Annotated in this window: 22 protein-coding genes and 5 pseudogenes; 21 read left to right on the top strand and 6 right to left on the bottom strand. The window is 72.1% G+C overall.

Going from position 1 to position 25,455, the window contains the following annotated elements:
- Positions 1-704: 704 nt before the first annotated feature.
- The 4 genes and pseudogenes from UG55_RS11495 to UG55_RS35590 all read right to left on the bottom strand — a co-directional run.
- Positions 705-1,763: a LacI family DNA-binding transcriptional regulator gene (locus tag UG55_RS11495; RefSeq protein WP_242424170.1), complete on the bottom strand. Its 1,059-nt coding sequence runs from the start codon at positions 1,761-1,763 to the stop codon at positions 705-707.
- A 443-nt stretch (positions 1,764-2,206) separates the two neighbouring features.
- On the bottom strand, positions 2,207-3,259 hold a 1,053-nt coding region (locus tag UG55_RS11500; RefSeq protein WP_242424171.1), incomplete at its 5' end, for a glutamate--tRNA ligase.
- A gap of 1 nt (position 3,260) precedes the next feature.
- Positions 3,261-3,532, bottom strand: a pseudogene (locus UG55_RS35585) (glutamate--tRNA ligase family protein); the annotation flags it as partial.
- Position 3,533: 1 nt separating this feature from the next.
- Positions 3,534-3,694: pseudogene (locus UG55_RS35590) on the bottom strand (glutamate--tRNA ligase family protein); the annotation flags it as partial.
- A gap of 205 nt (positions 3,695-3,899) precedes the next feature.
- On the opposite strand from UG55_RS35590, the gene UG55_RS11505 reads away from it, so the two are divergent.
- Positions 3,900-4,811, top strand: a complete 912-nt coding sequence (locus UG55_RS11505; protein WP_242424172.1) for a PaaX family transcriptional regulator C-terminal domain-containing protein — start codon at positions 3,900-3,902, stop codon at positions 4,809-4,811.
- 379 nt (positions 4,812-5,190) lie between these two features.
- Here UG55_RS11505 and UG55_RS11510 read toward each other — a convergent pair whose 3' ends face one another.
- A complete protein-coding gene (locus tag UG55_RS11510) occupies positions 5,191-6,123 on the bottom strand; it encodes a FadR/GntR family transcriptional regulator (RefSeq protein ID WP_242424173.1) in 933 nt (310 codons plus the stop codon).
- A 1,201-nt stretch (positions 6,124-7,324) separates the two neighbouring features.
- On the opposite strand from UG55_RS11510, the gene UG55_RS11515 reads away from it, so the two are divergent.
- The 16 genes and pseudogenes from UG55_RS11515 (at position 7,325) to nusB (ending at position 21,930) form a co-directional block, all read left to right on the top strand.
- Positions 7,325-8,284 (top strand): MHYT domain-containing protein, encoded by a 960-nt coding sequence (locus UG55_RS11515; RefSeq protein WP_242424174.1) that lies wholly within the window; start codon positions 7,325-7,327, stop codon positions 8,282-8,284.
- 55 nt (positions 8,285-8,339) lie between these two features.
- Complete coding sequence (locus tag UG55_RS11520) at positions 8,340-9,791, top strand: replication-associated recombination protein A (protein ID WP_066066892.1); 1,452 nt, start codon at positions 8,340-8,342, stop codon at positions 9,789-9,791.
- Positions 9,792-10,172: 381 nt separating this feature from the next.
- Positions 10,173-10,679 carry a DUF948 domain-containing protein gene (locus tag UG55_RS11525; protein WP_066067003.1) on the top strand — a complete coding sequence of 169 codons (507 nt, stop codon included), beginning with the start codon at positions 10,173-10,175 and terminating at the stop codon, positions 10,677-10,679.
- Complete coding sequence (locus UG55_RS11530; RefSeq protein WP_066066894.1) at positions 10,679-11,020, top strand: hypothetical protein; 342 nt, start codon at positions 10,679-10,681, stop codon at positions 11,018-11,020. Before UG55_RS11525 ends, UG55_RS11530 begins: the two co-directional genes overlap by 1 nt.
- A gap of 112 nt (positions 11,021-11,132) precedes the next feature.
- The coding region (gene alaS, locus UG55_RS11535; protein WP_242424175.1) for an alanine--tRNA ligase at positions 11,133-12,871 on the top strand (1,739 nt) is incomplete at its 3' end.
- Position 12,872: 1 nt separating this feature from the next.
- Positions 12,873-13,775 (top strand): annotated as a pseudogene (locus tag UG55_RS35595) (DHHA1 domain-containing protein); the annotation flags it as partial.
- Between the two features lie 104 nt (positions 13,776-13,879).
- Entirely contained in the window at positions 13,880-14,410 is a 531-nt protein-coding gene (gene ruvX / locus UG55_RS11540) for a Holliday junction resolvase RuvX (RefSeq protein WP_242424192.1), read from the top strand.
- A 557-nt stretch (positions 14,411-14,967) separates the two neighbouring features.
- Positions 14,968-15,607, top strand: a 640-nt coding sequence (mltG, locus tag UG55_RS46220; protein WP_313954604.1) for an endolytic transglycosylase MltG, incomplete at its 3' end; no start/stop codon positions are given.
- Between the two features lies 1 nt (position 15,608).
- Positions 15,609-15,897: pseudogene (locus tag UG55_RS35600) on the top strand (endolytic transglycosylase MltG); the annotation flags it as partial.
- Between the two features lie 69 nt (positions 15,898-15,966).
- The gene (locus tag UG55_RS11550) at positions 15,967-16,992 is read left to right on the top strand and encodes a shikimate dehydrogenase (RefSeq protein WP_396230874.1); all 1,026 of its coding nucleotides are present in this window, start codon (positions 15,967-15,969) and stop codon (positions 16,990-16,992) included.
- A 16-nt stretch (positions 16,993-17,008) separates the two neighbouring features.
- Positions 17,009-17,680: an A24 family peptidase gene (locus UG55_RS11555; RefSeq protein ID WP_066066901.1), complete on the top strand. Its 672-nt coding sequence runs from the start codon at positions 17,009-17,011 to the stop codon at positions 17,678-17,680.
- A gap of 104 nt (positions 17,681-17,784) precedes the next feature.
- Complete coding sequence (aroC, locus tag UG55_RS11560) at positions 17,785-18,969, top strand: chorismate synthase (RefSeq protein ID WP_066066903.1); 1,185 nt, start codon at positions 17,785-17,787, stop codon at positions 18,967-18,969.
- Between the two features lie 146 nt (positions 18,970-19,115).
- Entirely contained in the window at positions 19,116-19,574 is a 459-nt protein-coding gene (locus UG55_RS11565; protein WP_128422948.1) for a shikimate kinase, read from the top strand.
- Complete coding sequence (gene aroB / locus UG55_RS11570) at positions 19,574-20,683, top strand: 3-dehydroquinate synthase (RefSeq protein WP_066066904.1); 1,110 nt, start codon at positions 19,574-19,576, stop codon at positions 20,681-20,683. The genes UG55_RS11565 and aroB overlap by 1 nt, the downstream gene beginning before the upstream one ends.
- Positions 20,684-20,887: 204 nt before the next feature.
- Entirely contained in the window at positions 20,888-21,451 is a 564-nt protein-coding gene (efp, locus tag UG55_RS11575; protein WP_066066906.1) for an elongation factor P, read from the top strand.
- Positions 21,448-21,930, top strand: a complete 483-nt coding sequence (nusB, locus tag UG55_RS11580; RefSeq protein WP_255360466.1) for a transcription antitermination factor NusB — start codon at positions 21,448-21,450, stop codon at positions 21,928-21,930. Before efp ends, nusB begins: the two co-directional genes overlap by 4 nt.
- Positions 21,931-22,167: 237 nt before the next feature.
- Here nusB and UG55_RS11585 read toward each other — a convergent pair whose 3' ends face one another.
- The gene (locus UG55_RS11585) at positions 22,168-22,665 is read right to left on the bottom strand and encodes a transcriptional regulator (RefSeq protein WP_006540108.1); all 498 of its coding nucleotides are present in this window, start codon (positions 22,663-22,665) and stop codon (positions 22,168-22,170) included.
- Positions 22,666-23,307: 642 nt separating this feature from the next.
- Here UG55_RS11585 and pyrR point away from each other — a divergent pair.
- The 4 genes and pseudogenes from pyrR to UG55_RS35610 form a co-directional block, all read left to right on the top strand.
- Positions 23,308-23,835, top strand: a complete 528-nt coding sequence (gene pyrR, locus UG55_RS11590) for a bifunctional pyr operon transcriptional regulator/uracil phosphoribosyltransferase PyrR (protein ID WP_396230875.1) — start codon at positions 23,308-23,310, stop codon at positions 23,833-23,835.
- A gap of 43 nt (positions 23,836-23,878) precedes the next feature.
- On the top strand, positions 23,879-24,650 hold a 772-nt coding region (locus UG55_RS11595), incomplete at its 3' end, for an aspartate carbamoyltransferase catalytic subunit (protein WP_242424194.1).
- A 1-nt stretch (position 24,651) separates the two neighbouring features.
- Positions 24,652-24,808 (top strand): annotated as a pseudogene (locus tag UG55_RS35605) (aspartate carbamoyltransferase); the annotation flags it as partial.
- A partial coding sequence (locus tag UG55_RS35610) for an amidohydrolase family protein (protein ID WP_242424178.1) occupies positions 24,805-25,454 on the top strand: 650 nt, incomplete at its 3' end. The pseudogene UG55_RS35605 and the gene UG55_RS35610, both read left to right, overlap by 4 nt.
- Position 25,455: the final 1 nt, after the last annotated feature.

Below are 25,455 nucleotides of genomic sequence, written 5' to 3' on the forward strand. Positions count from 1 at the left end.
TGGCGGATCGCCGGGTTGGCGTGGGGGAAGGCCGGGAGAAGCTGCGAGCCACCGCGTTGGATCTGTTCGCCGAAAAAGGCGTCAGNGCGACGTCGCTCCAGATGATCGCGGACGCCGTGGNGGTCACCAAGGCGGCCGTCTACCACCATTTCCGCACCAAGGACGAGATCGTTCTCGCCGTGGTCCGGCCCGCACTCGACCAGCTCGCCGAGGTGGCCGCCCGCGCGGAGAGCCGGAGGTCACGGTCCGCGCAGGTAGACGCCGTGATCATCGGCCTCGCCGACCTGGTTATCGGTAACCGCCGGCTGTATGGCCTCATGCAGGGCGATCCGACCTGTGCGGCCATTCTGCGAGAGCAGTCGGAGTACCCCGCGCTCGCGGAGCGCCTGCTCGGATTACTCGCCGGCCCCAGCCCGGACGTCGGCTCGGTGATGGCCGCCGGGATGCTGCTGGCCGGCTTACGTGGGGCGGGAATCGACCCCCGGGTCACCGCCCTGGACGACGAGCAGTTCTACCGGCATCTGATCGACTGTTCCCACCGCCTCATCCGCTCCCGGCGCAGGCCGGCGGTCTCCGCCCGGTCCGCGCGCCACCATGCGGCCGTCACCTCCCGCCGGGGTGAGGCCGTGGACCTGCCCGCCGCGCTCCCGTCAGAGGCCGCCGCGTCCGTCCACGCTGCCGCTGCCGCCGCCGCCTCCGCCACCTCAGTCCCCGCCGCTCCGGCGGGTGCTGTCCCTCTCGACGAGGGCGACCGGTAGCACGATCTCGCGGGGCTGGGCGCCCTCACCCACCATCTGGATCAACAGTCTGGCCGCCTCGGAACCCAGCCGGTGTGGATCACGTGTGACCGAGGTGAGTGACGGTTCGGTGACCTCCCCCCAGGCGATCCCGTCGATGCCGATCACGATCACGTCGGCGGGGACCTGGCGGCCGGCCTGGCGCAACGCCTGCGCGGCCCCGACGGCCTGCAGATCGTTGGCACAGAAGACGGCGTCGACGCGTGGGTCGGAGGCGAGGATCTGGTCGGCGGCCCAGCGGCCGCCGTCGATCGTGTAGTCGCTCGCCAGGGACCGCCACGGTGGCAGGGAACGCCCGGCCGCCTGAAGTTCGTCCCGGAAACCGGTGCGGCGCGCGCGGGCGGTCGCGAGGTGCTCCGGCCCGCAGATCATCGCGATACGGCGCGGTGCCCGGGTGAGGATGTGCCTGGCGGCGATCCGGCCCGCGGCGGTGTCGTCGGAGAAGACCCCGCCGGCGCCCGTCACGGCAACGCGCTCGTCGCAGGCCACGACGGCGATGCCGCTGTCGACCATGCGCTGCACCTGGTCAGGGCTGCCGGACGTCGAGCAGACCAGCACGCCGTCGGCAGCCCCCGCCATCCGGTCGAGATAGTCGGCTTCCCGGGCCTCGTCCAGATCGGTGCTGGCCAGGAAGACCGCCCAGCCGAGTGACTGCGCCACCGCCTCGACCCCGTGCGCGACCTCGGCGAAGAAGGGGTTCCGCGAGTCGGGGACGACAAGGCCGATCGCCTGGCGTGTCTGGGCGCGGGCCGCGCGGGCCGCGCCGTCGGGCCGGTAGCCGAGGCGATGGACCGCGGCGCGGACCCGCGCGCTGGACTCCCCACTGACCGACCGCCGGCCCGCCAGGGCGTTGCTGACCGTGGAGACGCTGACGCCGGCGAGGGCCGCGACCTCGCGGATCGTGGCGGGCCGCCGCACCGCGGCTTCCCGGGACGTAACACGCTCGATGTAGCGGTCAGTAGACATCGACTCCATTAAAGGTTGATGTCGCCCGGGCGAAAGGTCGCCTCCGTCACGCTGCTCACCCGCAAGAGGGACCGGGAGTGAGCATCGTGCGGATCCAAGGGTCTTTTGAATCGTTCTTAAGGCTGGTTTAGGGCTGCGGTGATGTCCTCGGGCTGCCGGTGTGAGCGATCCCCGGCAGCCCGGTGGAGGCATCCCCCCACCCTCCGGCGGGTTCCGGCCCGGGCCGTGGTCCGTCCCAGCCACGGCCCGGGCCACGACCCGGTCGCGGCCCGCGAGGCCGCCCACCGACTCCGGCACCCACCGACTCGGGTACCCACCGAGTCAGGTACCCGGCAGCTGGCCAGGCCGCACCGCCAGGGGGCCGTGTCGGGTGGCTACCCGTGGTCCTCGGGGGCACGTGATGTCCACCCGAGGGGCGTGGCCTCTCGGGTCAGGTCCCGGCCTCAGGCGGTGCTGTGGGCGGCGTCGAGCCGAGCGACTGCCCGGCGCAGCCGGGTCAGTGTGGCCTCGCGACCGAGGACGGTCAGCGACTCGAACAGGGGCAGGCCCACGCTCCGGCCGGTGACGGCCACCCGGACGGGTGCCTGTGCCTTGCCGAGCTTCAGCCCATGCCCCTCGCCGATCTTGACGAGGGCCTCGCGCAGGGAGTCCTCGTCCCAGTCGACATGGGTGTAGGCCTCGGCCACCTCGGCCAGGAGTTCCCGGGCCGGGCCCTTCATCGCCTTGGCCCAGGAGGCCTCGTCGATCGGCGCTTCGGGCAGGAACGCGAAGTCGACCATCGGCACGATCTCGGACAGCACCGACAGCCTGGTCTGCGCCAGGGGCGCGAGCGCGGCGAAGACCTCCGGGGAGAAGCGCTCGGCCGGCCACGGCGCGGCCGGGACGCCCCAGTCGTCACCGCCCTGCCCCTGCCCCTGCGCCGCCTGCTCCGACGGGGCCTCGGTCGCCGGCGCCAGCCAGGGCTCACAGGCGGCCGTGAACTCGTCGACGCTCAGTGCCCTGATGTACTCGCCGTTGAAGGCCCGCAGCTTCTTCTCGTCGAAGAACGCCGGCGAGGGCTTCACGTCCTCCAGCCGGAACGACGCCTCGATCGTCGAGAAGGGAACGATCTCCTCGTCGCCGGGCGGGGCCCAGCCGAGCAGCATCAGGTAGTTCCGCATCGCCGCGGGGAGGTAGCCCTCGGCGCGGTAGGACTCGAGCGCCACCTTGTCCCGCCGCTTGGAGAGCTTCTGCCGCTTCTCGTTGACGATGACCGGGACATGCGCCCACACCGGGGGAGCCGCACCGAGCGCGGCCCACAGGAGCTGCTGCTTCGGGGTGTTGGGCAGGTGCTCCTCGCCGCGGATGACGTGCGTGATGCCCATGTCGAGGTCATCGACCACATTGGCGAGCAGGAACACCGCGGAGCCGTCGGCGCGGGCGACGACGAAGTCCTCGATGGTGTTGTTCGGGAACTCCGGCGTGCCGCGGATCACATCGACGACCACGGTGGTGCCNTCGTCGGGCGTGCGGAACCGCAGTGCCCGCCCGGGCCCGGGCCCGAGCCCGCGCTCGCGGCAGAAGCCGTCGTAGCCGTGCTGGGCGTTCCCGGTGCGCTCGGCCAGCTGATCGCGGGTGCAGTCGCAGTAGTAGGCGCGCCCGGCGGCGAACAGCTCGGCGGCGGCCTCCCGGTGCCGCTGCGCCCGCTCCGACTGGAACAGCGGGCCTTCGTAGCCGCCCGGGCTGATACCCAGCCAGTCCAGGGCGCTGATGATGCCGCTGGTCCACTCNGGCCGGTTGCGGGAGGCGTCGGTGTCCTCGATCCGGAGCACGAAGTCGCCGCCGGCGCCCCGGGCCACCAGCCAGTTGAACAGCGCCGACCGCGCGCCGCCAACGTGGAACATTCCGGTCGGCGACGGCGCGAATCGCACGCGCACCCGTCCAGAGCTCATGGTCGCCGAGCGTACAGGTCGCCCGTGCGGGTGCCGACCGACGTCACCGGGACACCAGGAGATCCGGACCATTGGCGTGGAACGTCGCCAAGGGCTCGTAAAATCAGATGGCGTGACCGCGCCCGCTCGGCTGGCCGGCCACGACCGTGATCCCGGTCGTGGCCGTCGCACCACTGTCCGGGGTCCCCGGCTACCGGAATCGGGTGTGATCGCCCCGCCTGTGCTGCCGGGGGAGGTCGTGGACCTTCCCCGGGTTCAGGTCGGCGCCCAGCCCCAGCACCTGCTGACAACACTGCTCGGCGACTACTGGGCCGGCAGTCGGGAGCACATCCCGTCGGTTGTTCTCGTCGGCCTGCTCGCGGACTTCGGCGTCAGCACCGTCGGCGCGCGCGCCGCGCTGAGTCGGCTCTCCCGCCGCGGCCTGCTGGAGTCCTCCCGCATCGGGCGCAACACCTACTACGGGCTCACCGGGCAGGCCTGCGCGGCGATCCGCGAGTCCATGAACCGGACCCTCACCTTCGGCCTCCGCCGCGATCCGTGGGACGGGCGGTGGACGGTGGCGTCCTTCTCCATCCCCGAGGACCAGCGGGACGTGCGGCATGCGGTGCGGGCCCGCCTGCGCTGGCTGGGCTTCGCCCCGCTCTACGACGGGATGTGGGTTACGCCTCGCCTCGTCGGTGAGGCGGCCCGCCGGGTCTTCGGTGAACTGGGCGTCACGGCCTCGACGGTCCTGATAACGACCTCGGAGGCCCGTCGCACCGATCCGCGCCCGCCGATGGCGGCCTGGGACCTCAGCGAGCTGGCGCGTACCTACGAAGCTTTTATCGGCGCCTACGCACCACTGCTGGAGCGGGTGCGCGGAGGCGACGTCCAGGGTGCCGAGGCGCTGGCCGCGCGCACCGCGGTGATGGAATCCTGGGCCCGCTTTCCCAGCCTCGATCCCGATCTGCCCATCGACCTCCTTCCCGGTGGGTGGCCGCGGCGCGAGGCGCGGACGGTATTCGCCGAGATCTACGACGGTCTCGCCGTCCCGGCGGTGGCTCGGGTGCGGGAACTGCTCGCCGCTGTCTCCCCGGAGTTGGCCGATCTGGTGCGCCTGCATACAACGGCTGGATAGTCCCGGGCCACGCGCGAGCGCCGGGCCGCGCGCGGCCAGTGGAATTCCGCCGCGCCGCCCGGGGATTCCCACCGCCCGATGACGACGGCGTCCGCCGGATACGGCCGGCTGATACCGGCGGACCGAGACCGACAGACGATTCCGGAAAGCGGGCCGACAGGCGGCGACCAGGGGTGGGCCGGGCGCTCGGCCCACCCCACGGTGCCGGTGCCCCCGCGGTTAGGGTGCCCGTGCCCGGATACCGGTTCGGATCCCGGCCCGGGTTGCGACGCCGGATGCGTTCCGGGTGCCGGCCGCGGGGGCCGCCACGCATTCCGACCGGCATTCCTCTCAGCGGTCGGTGCGTGTGCGCCGGTCGCCGGATCAGCGCCGGTTCTTGTCAGTGCCGGTGCGTCGTCGCTTCCTCGACATGCCGCCGGATGCAGGAGCGGGCGAGATGCTCGGCCAGGGCACCCTCTCCGCGAGTGATCGCGTCGACGATCTCGGCATGCAGCGGGTGCTGCCACCACTGACCGAGCCGGTCGCCTTCCTCATGCGGTTGCGCGAGGTCCGCGAGCACCCGAATGAACAGCTCCGCCGCCGGATTACCGGCCAGCCGGGCAATCTCCAAATGAAGCAGAACGGACGCCTCACCGGCCGAGGTCGCGGAGATCGGCCCGGTGCGGGATCCGGCCGCCCTCGTCCTGGCCCGCGTCCCGGCGGCCCGGGCGCCCGGTGCCGTCGGCTCCAGCGCGCCGCGCAGCCGGGCGAGGCCCGCGGTGTCGATCTGCTCGGAGAGCCGGCGGACGGCGACCGCCTCCAGCGCCGACCAGGTCTCGCAGAGGTGCTCCGGCCTGGCCCGGGCGAAGTCCAGGTAGACCCGCGCGACGTCCCGGACGCCGTCGTGGTCCGGCGCGGTCACCACGAGCCCGCCGCCGGGGCCTGGCCGCGGCCGGGCGACCCAGCGGCTCTCCAGCAGCCGGACCGCCTCCCGGAGCACGGACCTGCCGACCTGGTAGCGCTCCATGAGCTGGGCTTCCGAGCCGAGGCCCTCGCCGACCGGCCAGCCGCGCCGGATGATCTCCAGCTCGATGGTCCGCGCCAGTCTGGAGGCCAGCGTCCGCTGCCCGAGCCTGGAGGTGAACTCCTGGGGCGGGCCGACGGCGAGGCTCACCGCACCGCCGTCGAGGTGGCTGTTGTCGAGGTGGCTGTTGTTGAGGTGACCGCCGTTGAGATGGCCCGTGCGGGGTCGCCTGGCGGCGGCGCGACCGGCGGCGGGTCCGCCAAAGGCGGTGCCGGCCGCCGGCGCGGCGCTGCGGGCAGCACTGCGCACCGGACCGTGGAGGGCGCCGGGTACTGCATTACGGCCGGTTGGGGGTAGTCCGTCAGACACTGCACTTCCTCCGGATGTACTCGTTGGCCTCCGCCGGTCTTTCCAACGCGGCCGTGACTGCTCCTACGGCGGGTTGCCATCCTCGCGCCGGGTCCCCGTCGCGGACGACGGAGGCGACACCCGCAGTGTGGTGAGTTTCCTTTCCGGATGTGTCCCGCACCGCCTCCGGAGAGTTCCCGGTTGACGGCACTGGCGTTTGCCCCCCCTCGGCCCCGGAAGCGTGTTCCAGATAAGGGGCTCCAGTCAACCGATTGCAGCTACCCAGGTGGGCACAGCAGGCGACGGTTTGGCATCCGCGCAGGTCCGGCGGCCGGCGGCATCGTGGCCCAGAAGCGTCATCGGACGATGCACCTGCAGCGGGGAATGCGCTCGCTCCGGCCGTTTCCACGACGGAGCACCATCTCCCTGCCCACCGGTGGTTCGCTTCGACACGTGGCGCACGGTTGCCCGGTTCCGCGCGACCCATCCGGCACGTGTGTCGCATCCCATCCCCGACCTGCCACCGAAGTGGCACTTCTGGGCCAGGCGCATCCCGCATGTCGCTTCGTGTCGCAAATCCNGGTGGTTCCCGGGCCGCTGATACGCGGCTGCCCCGGCCAGCCCTCCCGGCGGATTGCGGTGGGCCACCGGCCAGCCTTCCGGGCGGACTGGTCGCGGAGAGTTGACCCGTCATTCACCGGCCATTCGGCGGACCGTCCACAGAGTGCTGACTGATTCTCTCCCGCCGGAACTCCGAAGACAACGGGAATAGTCGTCACGGTGTGGTGAAGGGCGTCAGACCGGCAGTCCCGTGAAGGAGTTTCCAGGACGGAGCCGTTACCAGGAGTTACTGTCGGTGGCGTCGTTCCACCAGGTTCGCGCCAAAGCAAGAGTCCCTAGTGCTCGGATGTCGGGACTGAAGTCCCGGCCGTCCAGGGCCCGATGTCACGTAGCGCGGCGAGCCGACTTCCGAACGTGTATATCAGTGGACGCATTGTCGCTTCCGGGGGGCTGTGTTAGGAATGGGCGTCTTTTCGCTTGCTCTGGGGGCACATTGATCACGGCGCAGGTTGTTCATCAACACGCGAGTCAGGATCTTCTCTTTGTCGCCGTCTCCGTGCTGCTCGCGGTGCTCGGATCGTTCGCGGCGCTGATCTGTTCGATGCGGATACCTTTCTCGGCGGGCCGGGCGCGGCTCACCTGGACGCTGCTCGGCGCCGTCTCTCTCGGCGGCGGCGCGGTGTGGTCCATGCACTTCATCGGCATGATCGGCTACCGGGTCGATGATCGTGACCTGCGATACGACCTGCCGCTCACCGGGGTGTCGTTGCTGATCGCGGTCGGTGTGTCCGCGGTGGGGCTCTCGCTGGTCGCGCGGCGGCCCGGCAGCCTGGTCCGGCTTGTTGCCGCGGGTGTGGTCGCAGGTCTCGGGGTGGCCGCGATGCACTACACCGGCATGGCCGCAATGCACGTCGGAAGCGATATCACCTATGAGCGTCGGTTGGTGGTGGTGTCCGTCCTCATCGCGATCGGCGCCGCGCTCGCCGCGTTGTGGATCGCCTTCCGGGTGGTGACCGGGTGGCACGTGGCACTTGCCTCGGTCGTGATGGCGGTCGCGGTATGTGGAATGCACTACACGGCCATGGCGGCAACGCAGGTGGCGGCGACCGCCACTCCCCAACCGACTTCCGGGGCGGATCCGATCACGCTGGCGCTGCTCGTCTGTGTGCTCGCTTTCTCGGTGCTCGCGGTCGTGATCTTCGCGGCGCTTGGCGGAGTCACCTACGACGACGCCTTCTCGCAGGTGCGGGAGAACCGCCACCGCAGGTCCGCCCCGCCGCAACCGCCGGCCGGCGCGAGTCACGCCGACCGGGAGAACACCATCTTCGCCGGGCGGCAGGCCGGGCAGGCCATGACAGCGGGGCGCCCCATGACCGCCTGGCAGTCCGGTGGCGCCGGTAGCGCCGGGCAGGCCGCCGTGCCGCCGGGGCAGCCGGGCTCCGGGCGGGACGAGGAGTGGCCGGGGTCGGGTGAGTGGCCGGTGCAGCGCACACCGGCGGACGCCTACGGGGAGGAGTCGGCTTGGTCCGACGAGACAGGGGCGCCGCCGCGGCGGTCCTGATCATCGCCGGGGGTCGGCGCCGATCCCGCGGGCAGCACGGCCGTACCGTGGGCGGGTGAGCCTCTTCGACGCTGACGCGGCCGACACACTGGCCGTCTCGGGCCCGCTCGCGGCGCGACTGCGCCCGCGCGGCCTGGACGAGCTCGTCGGTCAGCGTCATCTGCTCGCCGAGGGCAGCCCGCTGCGCCGGCTGGTCGAGGGCGGTGGCACGACGTCGGTCGTGTTGTGGGGCCCGCCCGGCACGGGCAAGACCACGCTGGCCCACATCGTCTCCCGGGCCGGCCGCCGCCGCTTCCGGGAGCTGTCGGCGGTCACGGCGGGAGTGAAGGACGTCCGCGCCGTCGTGGACGAGGCCCGGAACACCCTGTCCATGTCGGGGGTACGGACCGTCCTGTTCATCGACGAGGTGCATCGCTTCACCCGGACGCAGCAGGACGCCCTTCTGCCCTCGGTGGAGAAGGGCTGGGTGACGCTGGTCGCCGCGACGACGGAGAACCCCTTCTTCTGCGTCGTCGCGCCGCTGCTCTCCAGGTCGCTGCTGCTCACGCTGGAACCGCTGACCGATGCCGACATCGCCGATCTGGTCGAGCGGGCGGTGGCCGATCCGCGCGGGTACGGCGGCCGGCTGACGCTGACGGCGGAGGCCCGGGAGCACCTGGTGCAGATCGCCGGCGGTGACGCCCGGCGCGCGCTGACCGCCCTGGAGGCGGGTGCGGAGGCCGCCCTGGCCGCGGCTGCCGGCAGCCCCCCGATCTCCGGCAGCCCCCCGATCTCCGGTGGCCCCCCGATCTCCGGTGGCCCCCCGATCTCCGGTGGCACCGCCCCGGAGGTGCCCGGTGCCGTCCCGCTCGGGCTGGATCTGCTGGAGCGGGCGGTCAACCGAGCCGCGGTCCGGTACGACCGCGAGGGCGACCAGCACTACGACGTGGTGAGCGCCTTCATCAAGTCGATGCGCGGCGGCGATGTCGACGCGGCCCTGCACTACCTGGCCAGGATGCTCGAGGCAGGGGAGGACCCGCGGTTCGTCGCCCGCCGGATGATCATCCTTGCCAGTGAGGATGTCGGTATGGCCGATCCGGGGGCGCTCGCGGTGGCGGTGTCCGCCGCGCAGGCACTGGAGCTCGTCGGCCTGCCCGAGGCCCGGCTCGCGCTCGCCCAGGCGGTGATCCATCTGACGCTGGCGCCGAAGTCGAACGCGGTGATCAAGGCCATCGACGCCGCCGCCGCGGACGTTCGGGCCGGCCGGCTCGGGCCGGTGCCGTCCCATCTGCGTGACGCCCATTACCGGGGGGCCGGGCGACTGGGCCATGGCGCTGGTTACCAGTACCCGCACGACCACCCGGACGGGGTGGTCCGTCAGCAGTACGCGCCAGACGTCATCGCCCGGTCGGACTACTACCACCCGACCGGCCACGGGTTCGAGCGGCGGGCCACCGAGCGGCTCCAGCACCTGCGCGGCGTCCTGCGCGGACAGCCTCCCGAACCCCCGGCGGACAACGCGGACTGAATCGGCGCGGACGCCGCCGCCCGGCGCGGGACGGACACGGACGGCCCGGGGGTTACCGGAGGTCTGCGCGCACTGGTCGGTAAGGTCACTGGCGAGCAGCATCGGCATGTCGTGCGGACGGGTCCGTGGGCGGGCCGACAGGTACCAGTCCGGCATCACCAGAGGCCGGTGACCATGGCGCCATGACCACAGCGCCGTCACCGGGGCGTCATGGTCGCGGTGGAGTGGCGGTGGAGTCACGGTGGAACGGCCTCGGCGGTGCCGCGGCGCGGGGCCCCAGCCCGCACTCGGCGTGATCCGGAGCAGGCACGGCCGGCGTTAGCCAGGGGACAGGTGTCGTCTGGCCCAGGCATTACCGAAAGAACGATGGAGGCGAAGCACATGTCCGGTGGTGCGGTCGCGGGCCTGATCGCCTCGGGGGCGTTCGCGGTGCTCGTGCTCTTCGCCTGTTATGTCCTGTTCAAGCTCGGAAAGATCTTCGATGAGGCGGCTGCCCGGGTGCGCCAGACCGGCGTCGCCATCGACGAGGGCACCGCGCGGGTCCGGCAGGCGGGCGCGACCGTCGACGAGGTGAACATCGCGCTGGCCCATGTGAACAAGGAACTGGACCGGATCGACGCGATCACCGCCAGCGTGCAGACGGTGACCACCAATGTCTCGTCCCTGACCTCGCTGTTCGCCGCCACGCTGGGCGGTCCGATCGTGCGCGTCGCCGCCTTCAGCTACGGCGTGCGCCAGGCGGTCACCAAGCGGACGAAGGCGGACGTCACGGCGCGGGTCTCGGAGCAGATGAAGGCGGAGAAGGCGCAGCGCCGGGCCGCCCGGCGGGCAGCCGGGGCGACACCGGTCGGGGCCGTCGGCGCTGAGGGCCGGGGCGGTGGCCGCTGATGGTGAACCGGGTCTTCTACGTCGCGCTCGGCGCGGCGACCGGCGTGCTCGTGGTGCGCCAGGTGGCCCGGGCCGTGTCGGCGCTGACGCCGACGAGCGTCGCTGGATCTCTCGTACAGTCGGTGCGGGAGTTCGCCGCCGACGTGGCCGAGGCCATGGCCGAACGGGAGGAGGAGATCCGCTCCGCGCTCGGTCTTGACGAGGCGGACGGTTCCGAATCCGAGGACGACCTCGCCCTCGGCGAGGCCACGGGCGGCGACCGGCCCTCCGTCGCCGCGGGGGCGGTGGCGTTCGACCCGGAGCAGACGATGCGCCTGGTACCGGGGGCACGCAGGCCCTGACGGCCCCCGGCCCCGGCCGCCCCGCCGGTTACGGTCGGTTACGGCCGGATCCGGCGCCGGCCGGGCTGCCGGCGGACAGACTTATCCCGACAACCCTGGACGACGTGAACCGATGGACACGGCCGAGATCCGCCGCCGCTTTCTGAACCACTTCTCCGAGCGGGGTCACACCGTGGTCCCGAGTGCGTCCCTGGTGGCGCAGGACCCGACCCTGCTGCTGGTGAACGCCGGCATGGTGCCGTTCAAGCCCTACTTCCTCGGGGACCTGAAGGCGCCGTGGAGGCGCGCCACCAGCGTGCAGAAATGCGTGCGGACCGTGGACATCGACAACGTCGGCCGCACCGCCCGGCACGCCTCCTTCTTCCAGATGTGCGGGAACTTCTCCTTCGGTGACTACTTCAAGGCCGAGGCGATCCCGTTCGCCTTCGAGCTGGTCACCGAGGGGTACGGGTTCCGTCCCGACGACCTGTGGGCCACCGTCTACCTGGACGACGACGAGGCCGAGGCGATCTGGCGCACCCTGCTGCCCGCCGAGCGCATCCAGCGGCGCGGCAAGAAGGACAACTTCTGGTCGATGGGGGTGCCCGGTCCCTGCGGCCCGTGCAGCGAGATCTACTTCGACCGCGGGCCCGAGTACGGCCGTGAGGGTGGCCCGGAAGCGGACGAGGACCGCTACCTGGAGATCTGGAACCTCGTCTTCATGCAGTACGCCCGCGGTGAGGGCAGCGAGTACGGCTACGAGATCGTCGGGGACCTGCCGGCGCGCAACATCGACACCGGCATGGGCCTGGAGCGCATGGCGACGATCCTGCAGGGTGTCGAGAACCTGTACGAGATCGACATCTCCCGCCCCGTCCTGGACGCCGCCGGACGGCTCACCGGCACCCGCTACGGCGCCGACCCGGCCGCCGACGTCCGCCTGCGCGTCGTCGCGGACCACACGCGCACCGCGGCGATGCTGATCTCGGACGGGGTGTCCCCGTCCAACGAGGGGCGCGGCTACGTCCTGCGGCGGATGCTGCGCCGGGCGGTCCGCGACGCGCGACTGCTCGGTGCCCGCGAACCGGTGATGGCGGAGCTGTTCGCCGAGGCCCGCCAGGCGATGGGCCCGATCTACCCGGAGCTCGTCGACCAGGCCGAGGCGATCACGGCGGTCGCCGTGGCGGAGGAGGCGGCCTTCCTGGAGACGCTGCGGACGGGGACCACCCTGTTCGACACCGCGGCCTCCCAGGCCCGGGCCAGCGGCTCGGCCCAGCTCAGCGGCGACGCCGCCTTCCGGCTGCACGACACCTACGGGTTCCCCATCGACCTGACCATCGACATGGCCGCCGACGCGGGGCTCACCGTCGACGAGGCCGGCTTCCGGCGGCTCATGGAACGCCAGCGGGCCGCGGCGAAGGCGGACCGGGCGGCCCGCCGCATCGGCAACCTCGACCTGTCGGCGTTCCGGCCGATCCTCGCCGCCGCCGGCCCCACGGCCTTCACCGGCTACGCGGAGCTCACCCGCGAGTCCGGCGTCGTCGGTATCGTCGGCATCGGTGACGGCCGGAGCCTGACCACCGTCGGTGAGGGCGACGAGGTGGGCATCGTCCTGGACACGACGCCCTTCTACGCCGAGGGCGGTGGCCAGGAGGCGGACCTCGGCCGCCTGCGGTTCGACGGCGGCGAGTGCGAGGTCCTCGACGTCCAGCGCCCGGTGCCCGACCTGGTGATGCACCGGGTGAAGGTGCTGCGCGGGGAGCTGCGGGTCGGGGCCGAGGTTGCCGCCGAGGTCGACGTCGAGCGGCGGCGGGCCGTGTCCCGCTCGCACACCGCCACCCACCTGGTCCACACGGCGTTCCGCCGGGCGCTNGGCGAGTCGGCGACGCAGGCGGGCTCGCTGAACTCGCCGGGCCGGCTGCGGTTCGACTTCCACGCGCTCGGCGCCGTGCCCGACTCCGTCCTGGCTGACGTCGAGGACGAGGTCAACGAAGTCGCCCTGCGCGACCTGGAGGTCCGCTGGTACGTCACCTCCCAGGCGGAGGCGCGCCGGCTGGGCGCGATGGCGCTGTTCGGTGAGAAGTACGGCGACCAGGTCCGGGTCGTGGATGTCGGGGACTACGCCCGCGAGCTGTGCGGTGGCACCCATGTGGCCAGTTCCGCCCAGCTCGGCGCGATCAAGCTGCTGTCCGAGTCGTCCATCTCGGCCGGGACCCGCCGGGTCGAGGCGCTGGTGGGCATCGACGCCTTCCGCTTCCTGGCTCGCGAGCACGTGCTCGTCTCGCAGCTGTCGACCGCGTTGAAGGCCCGGCCGGACGAGCTCACCGACCGCGTCGCCGACATCGTGGGCCGGCTGCGCGACGCGGAGAAGGAACTGGAGCGGCTGCGCGCCCAGGCGGTGCTCGCCGGTGCCGGCGCCCTGGCCGCCGGTGCGGAGGCCGTCGGCCCGGTCGCGCTGGTGACGGCCCAGGTCCCGGCGGGCACCCCGGCCGACGACCTGCGTCTGCTGGCGCTCGATGTGCGGGGCCGGCTGGCTGGCCGCCCCGCGGTGGTCGTGATCGTCGAGGCGACCGGTGCGTCCATCGTGGTGGCGACCGACGACGCGGCTCGCGGCCACGGGCTGCGCGCGGGTGACCTCGTCCGCCAGTCGTGGGCGGCCCTCGGTGGCAAGGGCGGCGGGAAGCCCGACGTCGCCCAGGGCGGCCGGGGCGATGCCTCCATGATCCCGAAGGTGTTCGCCCGAATCCGCGAGCTGGTCGCCGACCAGGGCGCGTGAGCGACACCGGGGTGCCCGCCCCCGACTCCGGCGGGCCCGGGGCGGCACCCGTCCCGGGCCCCGCCGCGGTGGCCGGGACCGATCCTCTGGCCGGGACCGATCCTCTGGCCGGCACCGATCCTCTGGCTGGCACCGATCCTCTGGCTGGCACCGGTCGGGGCGTGCGGATCGGGGTGGATGTCGGTTCCGTGCGGGTCGGGATAGCGGTGAGTGACCCGGACGGGTTGTTGGCCGTCCCGGTGACCACGCTGCGTCGGGGTGGATCCGGTTCCCGTCACTCGGACGTCGACGAGCTTGCCGACATCGTCCGGGAGAGGCACGCTGTCGAGGTTGTCGTCGGCCTGCCGCGTCACCTCTCCGGCAGGGAGGGTGATGCGGTCCGGCGCGCGCGTCAGTATGCGGAGACGCTGGCGAAGCACATCGCGCCGGTGCCGGTCCGACTCGTCGACGAGAGGCTCACCACAGTCGTGGCTCATCGCAGAATGGCTGAGCGCGGGCTGCGGTCGCGGGCGCGTCGTGAGCTCGTGGATCAGGAGGCAGCAGTGCAGATCCTCCAGCACCACCTGGACGTCCGCCGGGCACGGGGGGGCGGTACCGCGCCGGGCGGCATGCCAGGGCCCCAGGATTCGGCGTGAGTCGGAACAGGGACGGATTCGACGACCTGTTCGACGCCGCCGGCTATGACGACCAGGGCCGCCAGCCTGGCGGGGCGCGCCGCCGCGCCAGCGCGACCTCCGGTCCCGGGCGGCGGCGATCAGGTGCCGGTCCCCCCGGTTACGGCGAGGCCGATCCCGACGTGACCGGTTACGCCGAAGCCGGCTACCCGGACGCCGGCTACGAGGACACCGGCTACGAGGACACCGGTTACGCCGAAGCCGGCTATGACGAACCCGGCCATGACGCGGCCGGTCATGGCGAGGCCGGCTATGACGGCGCGGACTACGCCGGCGACTACGACTACGACGCCGACGGGTATGACGGAGCTGGCCCTCCCGACGACGACGGGGACCCGCCCGGCCGGCGCCGCGGCAGGGGTGGATCAGGCCCGCCGGGGGATCGGCGGCCGGGCAGCGCCCTGCCGAAGCTGATCGGTGTCCTCGCCGTGGTCGCCGTGCTGCTGGCCGCGGGAATTTTCGGCGTGGGCAAGGTTGTCGGCCGCATCGGTGGGGAGCCCGCCGCGGACTACTCCGGGGTGGGGGAGGGCCTCGTCATCGTCCAGATCCCCGCGGGCGCCACCTCGTCGGAGATCGCCCGCACGCTCGCCCGGGCGGACGTCGTCGCGAGCAGTCAGGCCTTCGTGAACATCGCCACCGCCGACAGCCGGGCGCTCTCGATCCAGCCGGGCACCTACCGGCTGCGCCAGAAGATGAGCGCCGGCGCGGCGCTGGAGGCACTGCTCGACAACGCGTCCTCAGCGCTCTTCCGTTACACGATCAACCCTGGTGACACCGTCCGGAAGGTCCTCCAGGAACTTTCCGCGCGCACCGGCGCCACCATGGAAGATCTTGAGAAGCTCGCCCGGGACCCAAGCTCCCTCGGCCTGCCCGACTACGCGGGCGGGATACTGGAGGGCTACCTGTTCCCGTCCACCTACGACGTGGCGCCGGGCACCGACCCGGTCTCCGTGCTCAAGGAGGCCGTCGCCCGCTTCCGGGCCCACGCGGAGAAGATCGATCTCGTCAACGCGGCCAAGGCCGTGGACATGAGCCCGGGCGAGATCGTCATCATCGCCTCCATCATCGAGAAGGAGGTCGCGAACCAGGACGAGGGTCCCAAGGTCGCCCGGGTCATCTACAACCGGCTGGCGGACACCACCGGGGGCTTCCGCCGGCNCGACATGGACTCCACCACCCGTTACGCGCATGACGAGTACGAGGGCAGCCTCACCCAGCAACAGCTGAACGAGCAGAACCCGTACAACACCCGCGCGGTGCAGGGCCTCCCGCCGGGAGCGATCTCCAACCCGAGTCCCTGGGCACTGGAGTCCGCGCTGAAGCCGGCGGACGGTCCCTGGTTCTACTTCGTCTCCATGCCCCAGACCAAGGAGACTGTCTTCGCCGCGACCAGGGCGGAGTTCGACGAGGCGAGGGCGGAGTACCGCCGCCAGGGAGGAACGGAGTAGGCCGTGGCGATCAGCTCAGGCGACGACACCACGCCNGGGGCACAGCGGCCGGTCGTCCGCCGCGCGGCCGTGCTCGGCGCGCCGGTCGGGCATTCGCTCTCCCCCACACTGCACACGGCCGCGTACGCGCGTCTCGGCCTGGACTGGAGTTACACCGCGATCGAGTGTGACGAGGCCCGGCTGCCGGCCATGCTCGGCCGGCTGCGTACCGAGCCCGACTGGGCCGGGGTCTCCCTGACCATGCCGCTGAAGACCGCGGTGATCGGCCTGCTCGACGAGGTCGATCCCACCGCGGCGCTGCTCGGGGCGGTCAACACGGTGGTCGTGCGGCCGGACGGGCGGCTGACCGGGTTCAACACCGACGTCGATGGTGTCGGGTACGCGTTGCGGCGCCTGCTGGGCGGGGTGGTTCCGGTGCAGCCGCTGGTGCTCGGCGCGGGTGGCACCGCCCGGGCCGTCGTCGCCGCGCTGGCGCGGGCGGGGACACCGCGGGTCGCGGTCGCGGCCCGCCGCCCCGGCGCGGTCGCGGATCTGGTCGGCATCGGTGCCCGGCTCGGTGTCTCGGTCACGGCCCTGCCCTGGGCGATCCTCTCCGGCGGCATGCCGGCCGGGCCCGACCTGGTGATCTCCACGACGCCGGCGGGTGCGACCGACGATCTGGCCAGGCACCCGTGGCCGGTGACCTGCCCGCTGCTGGAGCTGCTCTACCATCCCTGGCCGACGGCGCTGGCGGCGTGCGCGTACCGCTCCGGCGCCCGGGTCGTCGGCGGCCTGGAGGTCCTGGCCGGCCAGGCCGTCGGGCAGGTCTGCCATTTCACCGGCCGCGCGGTGGACGAAGGCGTCCTGCTCGCGGCGGGTCTCGCCGTGCTGACGGCGCGCGGCGCGGGGCAGGCGGCGCAGGCGGCGCAGGCGGGGCAGGCGGGGCAGGCAGCGCAGGCGGGGCAGGCAGTGCGCGCCGAGGACGGTGGCCACGCGGAGAACGGCGGAACGGGTGCGGGCGGGCGCCCGCATGCGCACAGCGGGGCGCGCGGGGGCGACGACCTGACGGCCGGCGGCCCGACCGCCGATCGGGTGGCCGCGGGGCCCGCCGGATGACCACGGTTCCCGCCGGATGAGCACGGTGACGGCCACGGTGACCGCCGTGGCTGTTGTCTGCGCGGCGCTGCCGGTACCGGTACTGCCTCGGCTCGTCGGGGCGTTCCCGCCGGTGGACGGGGTTGCGCCGCGGCTGGCGGTGCCCGGGCGGCTCGCGTTGGGCTCGGCCACGCTGGTCTCGCTCGTGGCGGTCGCCGCCGCGATGTACCCGCACACAGCCCGGCTGCCGGCCTATCTGTACCTGACCGTCGTAGGTGTCACGCTCGCCACCATCGACCTGCGGGTGCACCGGCTGCCAGATCTGATCGTGCTGCCGTCGTACGGGGTGTTGGCCGTCCTGCTCGTTCTTCCCACGGTGGGCGAGGGCGCCGCCGGCCGCTGGCCGCGGGCGCTGGCCGCCGGGTTCGTGGTGTGGCTGCTCTACGGCGCGCTGCACCTGCTGCCCGGCGCCGGGCTCGGGCGGGGCGATGTGAAACTGGCCGGTCTGCTCGGCCTGGCACTGGGCTGGCTGGGGTGGTCGGAGGTGGCGGTCTGGCTGGTGGCGGCGACGGTGCTCGCCGGTTTCTGGGTGCTCGTTCTGCTGATCCTGCGCCGGGTGTCCCGGCGTGATCCGATCGCCTACGGGCCGTTCCTGCTCACGGGGGCGTTGGTCGCCGTGTTGTGCGCTGGTCACGCACCGTCCGGTTGATGTCGGCCGCGGCGGTCCGGTCTGAGTGACCTGCCCCGTTGATCCGGTTGGTACGCATATCCGGTGGTCGTGCGCCGGCTGTGCGCCGTGAAAGACTGGGCGGCATGGTGCGCTGGTTGACGGCGGGGGAGTCACATGGTCCCGCTCTGGTCGCGACGGTCGAAGGGCTGCCCGCGGGTATCCGGGTGTCCAGTGTGGAGATCGGCGACGAACTCGCCCGGCGCCGGCTCGGCCACGGCCGCGGCGCGCGGATGAAGTTCGAGCGGGACGAGGTCGAGCTGCTCGGTGGCCTCCGCCACGGGGTAAGCATCGGCGGCCCGGTCAGCGTCGTCGTTCGCAACACCGAGTGGCCCAAGTGGGAGCGGGTGATGTCACCCGACCCGGTCGACCCCGCGGAGCTGGCGGGTCAGGGCCGAAACGCGCCGCTCACCCGCCCCCGGCCAGGCCACGCGGACCTCGCCGGCATGCAGAAGTACGGCTTCGACGACGCACGGCCGGTGCTGGAGCGGGCCAGCGCCCGGGAGACGGCTGCCCGGGTCGCGCTGGGCACGGTCGCCAAGGCGCTGCTCCGGCAGGCGTACGGGATCGAGCTGGTCTCGCACGTCGTCGCGATCGGCGCGGTGGAGGTGCCCCCGGGCACGCCGCCGCCCACCTCGCTGGCCGCGGTGGACGCCGATCCGGTGCGCTGTGCCGACCCGGCCACCAGTGAGCGCATGGTCGCCGAGATCGACGCCGCGCACCGCGACGCGGACACCCTCGGCGGCATCGTCGAGGTGCTGGCCTACGGCTGCCCGCCGGGGCTCGGGAGCTATGTCCACGGCGACCGCCGGCTGGACGCGCGCCTCGCCGCCGAGCTCATGGGCATCCAGGCGATCAAAGGTGTCGAGTTCGGCGACGGTTTCCGCACCGCGCGGCGGCGGGGGTCGGTCGCGCACGACGAGATCGAGGCGGTCGAGGGGCCCGGCCTGCGGGTGCGGCGGTCCAGCGATCGCGCCGGCGGAGTCGAGGGCGGCATGACGACCGGCGAGCCGTTGCGCGTCCGCGCGGCCATGAAGCCGATCTCGACCCTGTCCAGGCCGCTGGCCACCGTCGACGTGGCCACGGGCGATCCGGCGGTGGCCATCGCCCAGCGGTCGGATGTGTGCGCCGTGCCCGCGGCCGGGGTGGTCGCGGAGGCGATGGTCGCGCTCGTGCTGGCCGACGCGGCGCTGGAGAAGTTCGGCGGTGACTCCGTGGAGGAGACCCGGCGCAACTGCGAGAGCTACCTGAAGTCGCTGGCGGTGCACTGATCGTGCGGACCGAACAGGATCCCCGGAGCACGGCGGGTGAGGTGGGCGTGGCGGGCGATCCCGACAGCGGCCGGGAGCGTGGTGTCGAGGGCGGGCCGCTGGTGGTGCTGGTCGGCGCCCCCGGGGCGGGGAAGAGCACCGTCGGGATGGCTCTCGCGCAGCGGCTGGCCGTCCCGTTCCGGGACACCGACGCGGACGTGGAGTCCGCGCTCGGCATGAGCGTCTCCGACATCTTCCTTGAGCACGGCGAGGACCACTTCCGGGCGGCCGAGCGGGCCGCGGTGCTGGCCGCGCTCGCCGACCATCCCGGCGTGCTGGCGCTCGGCGGGGGCGCCGTGCTCGACCCCGACGTCCGGGCCGAGCTCGTCCGGCACTGGGTTGTCTACCTGAACGTCAGCTCGTCCGACGCGGCGCGGCGGGTGGGGCTGGCGCGTGACCGGCCTCTGCTCGTGGAGGGCCCGCGCACCCGGCTGGCCGCGCTGCTCAAGGCCCGCCGTCCGCTCTACGAGCAGGTCGCGGCCGTCACCGTCGACACCGGCGCGCTGGGCATCGAGGACGTCGTCGCCTCGATCCTGATCGAACACGCGGGGAGGGTGAGCCGCTGATGCCGGCGACGAACGTCTCCGACGTGGTCCGGATCGAGGTCGCGCCGGCTGGTGACCGGGCATACGAGGTCGTGCTCGGCGAGGGGGTGCTCGGGGAGCTGGTCCCCCTGGCGGCGGGGCGGACGAGGGTCGCGGTCATCCATCCTCCGGTCCTGCGGTCCACCGCCACCGGCATCGTCGCCGAGCTGCGCTCGGAGGTCGGCCTGGAGGCGCACGCGGTCCAGGTTCCGGACGGCGAGGAGGCCAAGCAGCTCCGGATCGCCGGCTCCTGCTGGGACACGCTCGGCCGTCTCGGGTTCACCCGGGACGACCTCCTCGTCGGCCTGGGCGGCGGCGCGACCACGGATCTGGCCGGCTACGTCGCCGCCGGCTGGCTGCGGGGCGTCGATGTCGTCCAGGTGCCGACCACGGTGCTCGGGATGGTCGACGCCGCGGTGGGCGGAAAGACCGGCATCGACATCGACGCCGGCAAGAACCTGGTCGGGGCCTTCCACCAGCCGCTGGCTGTTCTCTGCGACCTCGCGACGCTCACGACCCTGCCCGAGGCGGAGGCCCGAGCCGGGCTCGCCGAGGTCGTCAAGGCCGGGTTCATCGCCGACCCGCGCATCCTTGAGCTGCTGGAGTCGGATCCCACCGGCGCGGCCCACCTGCCCGAGCTCATCGAGCGGTCGATCCGGGTCAAGGCGGAGGTGGTCTCCGGTGATCCCCGTGAGTCCGGGCGCCGGGAGATCCTCAACTACGGCCACACGCTCGCGCACGCGATCGAGAAGGTCGAGAACTTCACCTGGCGGCACGGGGCCGCCGTGTCGGTCGGCATGGTGTTCGCGGCCGAGCTCTCCCGGCGGGTGGCCGGGCTCGACGACACCACCGCGGCCCGCCACGGGGAGCTGTTGCGAGCGATCGGGCTACCGGTGGAGTACCGCGGCGACCGCTGGCCGGGGTTGCTCGACGCGATGCGGGTGGACAAGAAGACCCGGGGGCGTCGGCTGCGCTTCGTGGTCCTTGAGGCGCTTGGGCGCGCGCGGGCTTTCGAGGACCCGGAGGCCGAGCACCTGGCGGCCGCCTACGGCGCCGTTGCCGCGGGTGCCGTGACCTCCACCACCGGCTGACGTTCACCACCGGCTGACGTTCACCGGCGGCTGACGTTCACCGGCGACTCGGTGTGCTCCGGGAGCCAGGTCGCCATGGGCTGTCGGGCGTCGGTGGTCTGGATCTGTAGACTTTGCCGCGGCCAGGAACGGTGACAAGCGGCGGGCTGGCGATCGGCACAGATCGATCGGTCCCGCGGCGACCGGAACGGAGAGACACGCGCAGTGGCGACAACGAACGACCTGAAGAACGGCATGACGCTCGACATCGACGGGGTGCTGTGGAACGTCGTCGGATTCCAGCACGTCAAGCCGGGCAAGGGCGGGGCGTTCGTCCGGACGACGCTGAAGAACGTGCTGACCGGCAAGGTCGTCGACCGGACCTTCAACGCGGGGATCAAGGTCGATGTGGCGACCGTCGACCGCCGCGAGATGACCTATCTGTACCGGGATGGCGCTGACTTCGTCTTCATGGACAGCGAGTCGTACGACCAGATCCCGGTGCCGCCGGCGGTGGTGGGCGGCGTCGCCGACTACATGCTTGAGAACACGACCGCGACAGTGGCGCTGCATGACGGCGCGCCGCTCTACGTGGAGCTCCCGGCCAGCGTCGAGCTGACGATCTCGGCGACCGACCCGGGCGTCCAGGGGGACAGGTCCACCGGGGGGACCAAGCCCGCGACGCTGGAGACCGGGGCGAACATCCAGGTTCCGCTGTTCATCACCACGGGTGAGAAGGTCAAAGTCGACACCCGCGATGGCCGGTACCTCGGTCGGGTGACGAGCTGAGCGCCAGGTCCAAGGCGCGAAAGCGTGCGCTCGACATTCTGTACGAGGCGGACATGCGTTCGGTGCGGGCCATGGAGACTCTGGCAGCCCGCCGGGCACAGTCCGACCCTCCGGTGCCCGACTACACATCGGACCTGGTTGAGGGCGTCACGGCCCATCTGAGCGAAATTGACGGCCATATAGCCCGCTACGCCCAGGGCTGGTCGGTCGACCGGATGCCTCCGGTCGACCGGAACATCCTGCGGATCGCGGTGCTGGAACTGTTCTGGCGTAGCGATGTGCCGGACAGTGTCGTGATCGACGAAGCGGTGCGGCTGGCGAAGACCATCTCCACCGAGCGGTCGCCGGCGTTCGTGAACGGTCTGCTGGGCAGCCTGCTGCAGGAGAAGCCCGGGGGGTCATCACCGGCGGAGCCGGTGTCGGCCGCCTCGGCCGGCCCCGATGAGGACACTGTCGGAGCGGAAGCCGTCGAAGGCTGATTCCGGGCGGGTTGCCGGTGACCTGCCCTGCGGGCGGGCGGCTGGTGGGCGATGCCCAGGTCCTGATGCCGGGTGCTGGTCGTGACGCCCCGGCCACTCCGCCCCGGCCGAAGGCTGGTCGGTCGGCCGCGGCTTCGTTGAGCCACCGGCTGGAAAACCATGATGCCTGGAAAACCATGATGCCCCGGTAGGCCACGGTCGTGGCCTACCGGGGCATCGCGGCAGGAGATGTGTGGGCTAGGCGTCTGACGCGGCCGGCTCGCTGCCCTGCTCGGGCGAAAGCACACCCCAGGACACGAGCTGCTCGGTGAGCTTGCTCGGCGAGGTGTCGTAGATGACCGCGAGGGAGCGCAGGTCCTCGTAGCGGATCGAGAGCACCCGCCCGTTGTAGTCGCCGCGCTGGCTCTGGATCGTGGCCGCATACCGGGCGAGCGGGCCGCCCTGCTCCTTGGGGACCTGAGCGAGCCGCTCCAGGTCGAGGACAATGCGCGGCGACTGCTCGAGAGGCGCCACGGTGGAGCCCTCGGGAAGGAGCTCACCCACCGGGACACCGTAGAACTCGGCCAGTTCGGAGAGACGCTGGACGGTTACCGCGCGGTCCCCCCGCTCGTAGGAGCCCACCACGACGGCCTTCCACCGACCGTGCGACTTCTCCTCGACGCCATGGAGCGAGAGCCCCTGCTGGGTGCGTATCGCGCGCAGCCGAGCACCGAGCGCCTTCGCATAGTCGGACATCGAAGTGNCCACTCCTGTCGTGGTCGATCAGTTGGAACCGGGGCTCTTGCCGCCGGCGGTTACCGATAGTAGTGCCCGCCAGGTTGGCACTCGACACCCGGGGGGNCGTGTCGCCTCTTTCTTTGTACCACTTTCTGTAGCCTTCCGGTTGCGGCTGGCATAAGGGCTGTCGACACTTCCTGGCTGCGAAGAAGACGCGTGCGGGCCGTCCGCTCATCGTGACGGTTAGCGACAGCGGAAGTCGTCGGTGTACGGATCATCGTGATCCACGTCACTCTCCGCGACGGCCCGGCCCGGCGGCCGAGCTGGCGAGCCAAGCCCCTCCGTGTGCGGACAACGGCTTGCGGGCCGTCGGCCCCCATGCCNCCCTGACCCGCCTCGCGTGTCCTGACCAGGCTGGTACCGTCCCTTGGACCGCTCCTTTAAGGACCGTCCAGTGAGGCGGGGAAGGAGGGACACCTCGTGGCTGCTGCCGCGCAGGGCGATCCTGCCCGGGTCACAACCGGGAACGTGACGGGACCCACCGACCGTCCGGGTGACGAGCTTCGTGACGCTGCGGTGGGCACGACACCCCCCGCGGAGGACGAGAACGCGGCGTCCGCTCCCCGGGTCCGCGCCGATCAGGCCGGTGTCACCCGCACGGTGCTCTCCGCCGCCGACATGAACCGGGTCGTGAGCCGGATGGCGCACCAGGTGCTGGAGAAGACCTCCGGTGGTGACGGTGTGCTCCTGCTGGGAATCCCCACCCGGGGCGTGCCCCTCGCCCAGCGACTGGCCCGGCGGGTCGCCGCCGTCGAGGGCGTGAACCTGCCGGTGGGATCGCTGGACCCGACGATGTACCGGGACGACCTGCGGCTGCGCGGAGTGCGCCCGCTTGAGGTCACCGAGATACCCGAGTGCGGCGTGGACGGAATGGTCGTCATTCTCGTCGATGACGTCCTGTACTCGGGGCGAACGGTCCGGGCCGCGCTCGACGCGCTTTCCGCCTATGGTCGCCCGCGGGCGGTCCAGCTGGCGGTGCTGGTCGACCGTGGTCATCGCGAACTTCCCATCCGTGCTGACTACGTGGGGAAGAACATGCCCACCTCGCGTCGCGAGTCGGTCGCCGTCCGCCTGCGTGAGGTCGACGGCGCGGACGCTGTTCTCATCGTCGCGCCGGAAGCCCCGTGACGGCGCCGGTGCGCCCACAACCGGGATCAGGGATGTGGACGTGATGCGCCACCTGCTTTCCACCGCCGATCTCGGGCTGGACGAAGCCCTGCTCGTGCTCGACACCGCGGACCGGATGGCCCGGGTCGCCGACGCGCCGGTCCGCAAGCTGCCGACGCTGCGTGGGCGCACCGTCGTCAACCTGTTCTTCGAGGACTCCACCCGCACCCGTACGTCCTTCGAGGTCGCCGCCAAGAGACTGTCGGCCGATGTGATCAATTTTTCGGCCCGAGGGTCAAGCGTGTCGAAGGGCGAGAGCCTGAAGGACACGGCGCAGACCCTGGAGGCAATGGGTGCGGATGCGGTCGTCTGCCGCCATTCGGCCAGTGGCGCGCCGCACCGCCTCGCCACCTGGGTCCGCGGAAGTGTCGTCAATGCCGGGGACGGCACGCATGAGCACCCGACGCAGGCACTGCTGGACGCCTTCACGATCCGCCGCCGGCTCGGCCGGGTCGACGGGCTCGCCGTCACGATCGTCGGCGATGTCCTGCACTCGCGGGTCGCCAGGTCCAATGTCTGGCTGCTGACGACCCTCGGGGCCCATGTAACCGTGGTGGCGCCGCCCACGCTGCTCCCGCTGGGCATCTCGGGCTGGCCGGTCGAGGTCTCCTACGATCTTGACGCGGTCCTGCCCAAAAGCGACGTGGTCATGATGCTGCGGGTACAGCGGGAGCGGATGTCCGCGGCGTTCTTCCCGACCGAGCGGGAATACAGCCGCCGTTACGGCCTGGACGCGGACCGGGCCGCGCTGATGCCCGAGCACGCGCTGGTGATGCNCCCCGGGCCGATGGTCCGGGGAATGGAGATCGCCTCCTCCGTGGCGGACTCGCCTCGATCGACGGTGGTCGAGCAGGTGGCCAACGGCGTGAGCGTCCGGATGGCCGTCCTCTACCTGCTGCTGGGTGGCAGTGGCACCGAACGGGAGACCTCATGACATCGGTGATCGTGTTGCGCGGTGTCCGGCCGTTGGGCGGCGACCCCTGTGACCTGGTGATCGAGGACGGGCTGGTCACCGCGGTCACCCCGCCCGGCGGGGCCGGGCACGCCGGTGCCGTCGCGGACGCCGAGTCGGGCGCGGCCAGCGGTACCCGCGCCGGTCCGCTGGTCGTCGACGCGACCGGCCTCATCGCGCTGCCTGGACTCGTCGACCTGCACACCCACCTGCGCGAGCCGGGGCGGGAGGACGCCGAGACCGTCGAGTCGGGTACCCGTGCCGCCGCGCTGGGTGGCTACACGACGGTGTTCGCGATGGCCAACACCGACCCGGTCGCCGACACCGCCGGAGTGGTGGAACAGGTGTGGCGTCTCGGGCAGGACGCCGGGCATTGCGACGTGCGCCCGGTCGGCGCGGTGACCAAGGGGCTCGCCGGCGCCCAGCTCGCCGAGCTGGGCGCGATGGCCTCCTCGGCGGCTGCCGTGCGGATGTTCTCCGACGACGGTCACTGCGTCTCCGACGCGCTGCTCATGCGCCGGGCACTGGAGTACGTCAAGGCGTTCGACGGCGTGGTCGCGCAGCATGCCGAGGAGCCGCGCCTCACCGCGGGCGCGCAGATGAACGAGGGTGCGACGGCGGCGCGCCTN

The organism is Frankia sp. EI5c, from assembly GCF_001636565.1.
In the GTDB taxonomy this organism is placed as follows: Bacteria; Actinomycetota; Actinomycetes; order Frankiales; family Frankiaceae; genus Parafrankia.